At 74.0% G+C, this 6,507-nt stretch carries 6 protein-coding genes; 5 read left to right on the top strand and 1 reads right to left on the bottom strand.

Going from position 1 to position 6,507, the window contains the following annotated elements:
• Positions 1 to 65 precede the first annotated feature (65 nt).
• Positions 66 to 656 (bottom strand): DUF1707 SHOCT-like domain-containing protein, encoded by a 591-nt coding sequence (locus NVV95_RS15620; RefSeq protein ID WP_259487468.1) that lies wholly within the window; start codon positions 654 to 656, stop codon positions 66 to 68.
• A 100-nt stretch (positions 657 to 756) separates the two neighbouring features.
• On the opposite strand from NVV95_RS15620, the gene NVV95_RS15615 reads away from it, so the two are divergent.
• The 5 genes from NVV95_RS15615 (at position 757) to NVV95_RS15595 (ending at position 6,498) form a co-directional block, all read left to right on the top strand.
• Positions 757 to 1,662 (top strand): aldo/keto reductase, encoded by a 906-nt coding sequence (locus tag NVV95_RS15615; protein WP_259487467.1) that lies wholly within the window; start codon positions 757 to 759, stop codon positions 1,660 to 1,662.
• Positions 1,663 to 1,760: 98 nt separating this feature from the next.
• On the top strand, positions 1,761 to 1,964 hold the full coding sequence (locus tag NVV95_RS15610) for a hypothetical protein (protein WP_259487466.1): 204 nt from the start codon (positions 1,761 to 1,763) through the stop codon (positions 1,962 to 1,964).
• A 146-nt stretch (positions 1,965 to 2,110) separates the two neighbouring features.
• Entirely contained in the window at positions 2,111 to 4,708 is a 2,598-nt protein-coding gene (locus tag NVV95_RS15605) for a cell wall-binding repeat-containing protein (RefSeq protein ID WP_259487465.1), read from the top strand.
• A 129-nt stretch (positions 4,709 to 4,837) separates the two neighbouring features.
• Complete coding sequence (locus tag NVV95_RS15600; protein ID WP_259487464.1) at positions 4,838 to 5,641, top strand: SGNH/GDSL hydrolase family protein; 804 nt, start codon at positions 4,838 to 4,840, stop codon at positions 5,639 to 5,641.
• A gap of 32 nt (positions 5,642 to 5,673) precedes the next feature.
• Positions 5,674 to 6,498: a FadR/GntR family transcriptional regulator gene (locus tag NVV95_RS15595; RefSeq protein WP_259487463.1), complete on the top strand. Its 825-nt coding sequence runs from the start codon at positions 5,674 to 5,676 to the stop codon at positions 6,496 to 6,498.
• Positions 6,499 to 6,507 lie beyond the last annotated feature (9 nt).

Raw genomic sequence — 6,507 nt, 5'->3', positions numbered from 1 at the left:
CTGGCGGCCGGCCGCGGGTGGGCGCGGCCGCTGGCCGGGCGGGGCCCGGGCGGGGCCGCGGGTCGTCAGCGGCGGTCGTGGCCGCGACCGGCCGGGCCCCAGACGACGATGCCGACGACCGGCACGAAGAGCCAGAAGATCCACGACCAGGCGAAGCCGCCCGGGATGAGGAAGCCGCAGGCGAGAAACAGGCCGAGCGCGATGAGCGGGGTGACGCTCACCGCGGCGACGCCGGCGGCACCGCCGAGCGGCGCGGGCCGGGTGGCCTGGTCGGGGTAGTAGGCGGGGCCGCCGTAACCGGGGCCGCCGTAGCCAGGAGCGCCATAGCCGGGGCCGTCGGAGCCCGGGCCACCGTAGCCGAGAGCGCCGTACGCGGGCGCAGCCACCGGCTGCGGGGGCACGGCGGCCGGGTGCGACTTGGCATCCACCGCGGGCGGGGTCGCGTCGGCGGAGGGCGCGTCGGCCGAGGGGAGGTCGGCGAAGAGCGGGGCGAGATCGGCGCGGGTCACCGCGCGGCCCGCCGAGGCCGTGCGGTCGGCGAGTTCCTCCGCGGTGAGGCGTCCCTCGGACTCGGCATGGGCCAGGGCCGCGATCGCGGCGTCCCGGTCGGCGTGGCTCAGGCGGAGGTGGGCGGTGTGGGCGTCGTCATAGCTCATGCTGCAACCATGCCCGACGACGGAGCCTGAACGGTAGCCCCGAACGAGGAGATCGCACCGGGCGTAACGTGAGGGAACCGCATCCCATCGGAAGGACACCATGACCTCGCTCGACTTCGGACCCCTCGTTCTCGGCGGCAACACCTTCGGCTGGACCTCGAGCCGCGAGGAGTCGTTCGCCGTTCTCGACGCCTTCGTCGAGGCGGGAGGGCGCTCGATCGACACCGCCGACGTGTACTCGGCCTGGGTGCCCGGCAACTCCGGCGGCGAGTCCGAGACGGTCATCGGCGAGTGGTTCGCGAGCCGCGGTCGGCGGGACGACGTGGTGATCGCCACGAAGGTCTTCTCGCTCCCCGAGCGACCCGGCCTGTCGGCGGACAACGTGCGCGCCACGGTCGACGACTCCCTGCGCCGGCTGCAGACCGACCGCATCGACCTCTACTACGCCCACCGCGACGACCAGCGGGTCGCGCAGGAGGAGTACGTCGGCGTCTTCGACGAGCTGGTGCAGGCGGGCAAGATCGTCGAGGCCGGCGCCTCGAACTTCACGGCCGACCGCCTGCGCTCGGCCGTCTCGATCGCGAAGGCCGCGGGCCTCACCGCCTTCACCGTCGCCCAGGACCAGTACAACCTCGTCGACCGCTCGTTCGAGACCTCGCTGCGCGACACGCTCCAGGAGCTCGGCATCGTGGAGCTGCCCTACTCGGGCCTCGCGAGCGGGTTCCTCACCGGCAAGTACCGGCCGGGCCAGGCCGTCGACTCGGCGCGGGCCGGTGGAGCATCCGCCTACCTCGACGACCCCGCGAACGTCGAGCTGCTCGGCACCCTCGACGCCATCGCGGCCGAGCGCTCGGTGCCCGTGGCGGCGGTGGCGCTGGCGTGGCTGCGCCAGCAGCCGACCGTCGGCGCTCCGATCGCGAGTGCGCGCACGGTGGAGCAGCTGCCCGCCCTCGTGCAATCGTTCGGCCTCGAGCTCGACGCGGAGGAGCTCGCCCGCCTGGCCTGATCGCCGCCTCAGCGGTGCGGCGGCGTTGCGGCGACGGCGCGACGGCGCGGCGGCTCGCGCTTCACCGGCGGTTAACCTCCGGCGGCTACGGTCGGCGGGTGAACGACACGAGCTGGACGCGGGAGGCGCTGATCGCGCGCACCGACGTCGCCTTCGCCCTCGACCATGTGCGCCGACCGGTGACGCCCGAGCGGGCACGCCTGCGGCTGGAGTACTTCGACGTGATCTCGGCCGTGACCGGCGGACGGATGAGCGCCGCGGCGGCTACCGTGCGTTTCGAGGAGATGCTCGACGAGATCTGACCCGCCCGCGCGGCCGCCCTCTCGCGCACTGACGCGGGTGCGCTGATGCTCTGGCGCTGGGGCGCGGGCGGGCCCTAGGATTCGGGCATCCACCGGCACCGTCGCCGGAGGGCATCGCCGTGCACCCGTCCCTTCGGGAGATCGCCATGAGAACGTCCCTCCGCACCGTCGCCCTGGTCACCGCCGTCACCCTCGGGCTGTCGTTCGGCGCCACCACCGCCACCATGTCGGCCAGCGCCGACGAGGGTGCCGGCGGCCTCACCGTCGAGGGGCTCGTGCGGGTGGTGCCGCGCGAGGCACCACCGATCGTCGCCACCGAGCCGACGACCGGTCCGCCCGCGGCGCCCGACGGGCCCGACGGCTTCGACTACGCCGTGATCACCGATGGCGGGGCATCCATGCCGCTGGCCGACCCGCTGCAGGGAGCCCGTCTCGGCGACCGGGTGCAGGTCGAGCTGGCGCTGCCCGACGCCGTGCTCGACCAGCTGTCGGCACCGGTGCGCGACGAGCTCGACGCCGCTGGGACGACGGCGGATCCGTCACCAGAGCTGCTCACCGAGGTCGCCGCCGCGGCGGTCGACGACGGCCCCCGACCCTCGGTCACCGGGTGGACGCTGCTCGCCCCCCGCCCCGCCGCCCCTGACGACGTCGCCGAGACCGCCCCGTCCACCGAGCAGGGCACCGACAGCACCGCCGAGACCACCGCCGCGACCGCCGCCGCCCCCGCCAAACCCCACCTCCTCAACGTCGTCGTGCTCGCCCAGCCCGGCGAGAACTCCAGCGCCGAGTTCCCCACCTCCGTGCTCGACCGCATCGTCAAGAACCTCGGACTCTTCTGGGTGCAGCAGTCGGCCGGCCAGATCTCCTCGCTCGCGGCCTCCGGGGGATACAAGCGCATCACCGTGGCGAGCTGCGATCCGTCGGTGGCATGGTCGAAGGGCGCCGCCGCGTTCGGCAGCACCGAGGAGTCGTACTGGAGCGGCACCCGCAGCACCCCCACCCATCTCGTGGTGATCGCGAGCGAGGCCTGCGGGGCGGGAACCGGGCTCGGCACCGTGGGCACGGGCATCCACGACGGCGGGGAGATCTGGGCCGTGGTGAAGCCGGTGACCGACGAGAGTCAGGTGATGGCGCACGAATTCGGCCACAACATCTCGCTCGGGCACTCGAACAGCGTGCAGTGCCCCGATGCGCCGACGACCGTCGACACGGCCCCGCCCTGCTACGACGCGGTCTACGACGACTACTACGACGTGATGGCCGGGGGCTTCCGCCTGCAGAACTCCCAGGGCGACGCGCTGGCCACCACCGAGGCCCTGGCCGCCCTCAACGTCACCCACCGCGTGCACCTCGGCGTGCTCGCACCCGGCCGCGGGTTGCAGACGGTGGCACTGCCGAGCGGACAGAAGACCGCCACGATCACCTCGACCCTCGCAGCCGCCTCGTCGACCTCGGGCACCCGCGGCATCGTGGTGACCGACCCCCGGTCGGGTGACCCCTACTACCTCGAGTACCGCTCAGGCACCGGCACGTCCATCGCCACCGGGCGCGACGCCGAGAGCTACTACAACACGATCGGCGCCTACGGCTACGACCCGAGCTACGGGGTCGGCGTGCGCGTGCTGCGGCTCCGGCTCGACCGCTTCGACGGCTTCGAGGGGGTCGACGAGTCATCGGCCGCCCTGCTCGACACCGCCGGGGGCGACGGCGTGCGGCACCGCTTCCTCGCCGCCGGCGACAGCCTGAGCACCGATCTCGGCGGACTCACGGTGTCGGTCGGCTCGCTCGGCAGCGCATCCGCGACCGTCACCATCAGCCTCGGCGCCGTCGACGTCTCGGGCGTCACCACCCGCGACCGCCTCTCGGGCGCCGACCGCTACGGCACCGCCATCGCCCTGTCGAAGGCCGCCTTCCCCTCGGGTGCACCGGTCGTCTACCTGGCCACCGGCACGACCTACCCGGATGCCCTCGCCGCCGGCCCCGCGGCGTCGAAGCAGGGCGGCCCGCTGCTGCTCACCACCCCGGGAGCACTCCCCTCGGCGGTCCGCGCCGAGCTGGCACGCCTGGATCCCGATCGCATCGTCGTCGTCGGAGGCGTGAACAGCGTCTCGGCCGCCGTCGCCGACGCGGCGAAGACGATCGCCCCGGTCACCCGGCTGAGCGGCGCCGACCGCTACGCCACCGGACGGGCGATCGTCGCGTACGCCTTCCCCGCCGCGCCGTCGGTGTTCGTCGCCACCGGCGCCAACTTCCCCGACGCGCTCTCGGCGGGGGCGGCCGGCGCGAAGGCGTCGATGCCGGTCGTGCTGGTGAACGGCGCCGCCGGCGTCGACTCCCCGACGCGGTCGCTGCTCGAGAAGCTCGGAACGACCGACGCCGCGATCGTCGGCGGGCCGCTCACCGTCTCGTACGACGTCGAGGCCGAGCTGCAGCTCGTGTCCACCATGCAGCGCATCACCCGCCTCGCCGGCGACGACCGCTATGCCACCAGCTCCGTGATCAACCGCAGCTACTTCTCGACGCCGACCGCGCGGGTGATGCTCGCCAGCGGCTCCGGGTTCGCGGATGCCCTGGCCGGCGGCCCCGTCGCCGCCCGCTTCGGCGCCCCGCTGTTCGTGGTGCAGCCCGATTGTGTGGCGACCGAGGTGCTGGCGGCCCTCGACGCGTTCGAGACCGAGCACGTCACGCTGGTGGGCGGCACGACCTCGCTCAGCGAGAGGGTGCGGTCGCTGACCCCGTGCTGAGCGGGGCGGCGCGGCCCGCTCCCGGATGGGGCCGGCTGGGCGCCCGCTCGCGGGCGGGGGTCGGATGGCGCGGCCCGCTCCCGGGTGACTCGGCGGCGGTTCCCAGGCCCGGGGTCGAGACTGCGAGGCGTGCAGGTCGAGCGGGGTCAGGGTGCGTCACGGTCGACCGGCCGGGCGGGCATCCGTCGCCTGGTACCGCTCGGGCTGCTCGTGGCCGGCGCGATGCTGCTGGCCGGATGCTCGGCCGCCGCCGGAGGTGCCGCGCAGTTCGGGGCGGCGGGGCCCGCGCCCGGTGGCCCGTGGGTGATCGACTCGGGTGCCGAGGCTCCCCCGGCCGGGCAGCGGCAGAAGATCGTGACCATCGGCGACTCGATCATGTCGGGCAACGGGCTCGACACCGAGGAGGCCTGGCCCGCCGTGCTCGCCCGGGCCGACGACTGGCAGCTCACGAACCTGTCCGAGGACGGCTCGGGGTTCGTGCAGCCGGGCGACGACGGGCGCACCTTCTCCGAGCAGGTGGCGCAGGTGATCGACGACGGGCACGGCGATGCGGATGCGCCCGCCCTGATCATCGTCTCCGCTAGCAGCAACGACCTCGGTCTCGATCCGGGCAAGGTCGAGCACGCCGCGAAGAAGGCGTTCCTGGCGCTGCACCGGGCGTTCCCCGACACGGCTCTGGTGGGGCTCAGCGCCATCTGGGGCGATCAGGACACCCCGCCCGAGCTCGGCGGGATCAACGACGCGGTGCGCTCGGCCGCGGAGGCCGAGGGCGCGCGCTGGATCGACCTCGGGGAGCCGCTCGCCGGGCGGTTCGACCTGATGCAGTTCGACGACACGCATCCGACCGCGGCGGGGCAGCGGGTGCTCGCGACGGCGGTCGACGAACGGCTGCGGTCGATGTTCGACGCTGCTGACAGCAGTGCGGTGTTCTGATAGCGTGTGGTCAGACCACACGGTCTGACCATATGGGCAGACCGTTCGCCGCCGTCGAGGAGGACCGCATGGGCGCTGCCGCCGCCGCTTCCTCGTCCGCCGCGCCTGCCCCCGAGGGCGTCGACGGCGGGCGGGCTTGGGAGGTCGTGCTGCGGCGGATCGAGGGCGACCTCGTGGCGGGCATCCTGAAGCCGGGCGATCATCTGCCCGCCGAACGCGCCCTCGCCGCCGAGCTCGGCGTGGGGCGGTCGAGCGTCCGTGAGGCGATCCGGGTGCTCGAGGTGCTCGGGCTGATCAGCACGCGGGCGGGGTCGGGGCCGCAGTCGGGCGCCGTCATCATCGCGCGGCCGACCGGCGGCATGAGCGCGCTGGTGCGGCTGCAGGTCGCGGCGCAGGGCTTCGCCGTGCCCGACGTCGTCGCCACTCGGGTGGTGCTGGAGTCGGCCGTGGTCACCGAGCTCGCCGCGAGCTCCGTGCGCCCCGGGCTCGAGGAGGCCCGGGAGCTGCTCGACGCCATGGAGCAGCCGGGTGCCGACGGGGCGCCGCTCGGGCGCGAGGAGTTCCTCACCCTCGACCAGGCCTTCCACCTCGCCCTCGCCGCGGCGTCGGGCAACGCGGTGATCGCCGCGATGATGTCGGGGCTGCGCGACTCGATCGAGCAGTACATCCGCGTCGGGGCCTCGGTGCTGCCGGACTGGGCGGCGACCGAGCGGCGGCTCGCCGCCGAGCACCGCGCCATCGTCGGCGCGATCGACGACGGTGACGCGGAGGGGGCGCGCACGCGCATCCGGAACCACATCGAGACCTATCACGCCGAGACGAACGTCTCGAGCATCCACGACCGACACGATCACTGACCACCGACC

The sequence above is a fragment of the Herbiconiux gentiana genome (assembly GCF_024978135.1).
GTDB classification, from domain to species: domain Bacteria; phylum Actinomycetota; class Actinomycetes; order Actinomycetales; family Microbacteriaceae; genus Herbiconiux; species Herbiconiux gentiana.
The sequence above is the reverse complement of the archived record's forward strand: the minus strand, read 5'-3'. Positions and strand labels throughout refer to the sequence as shown.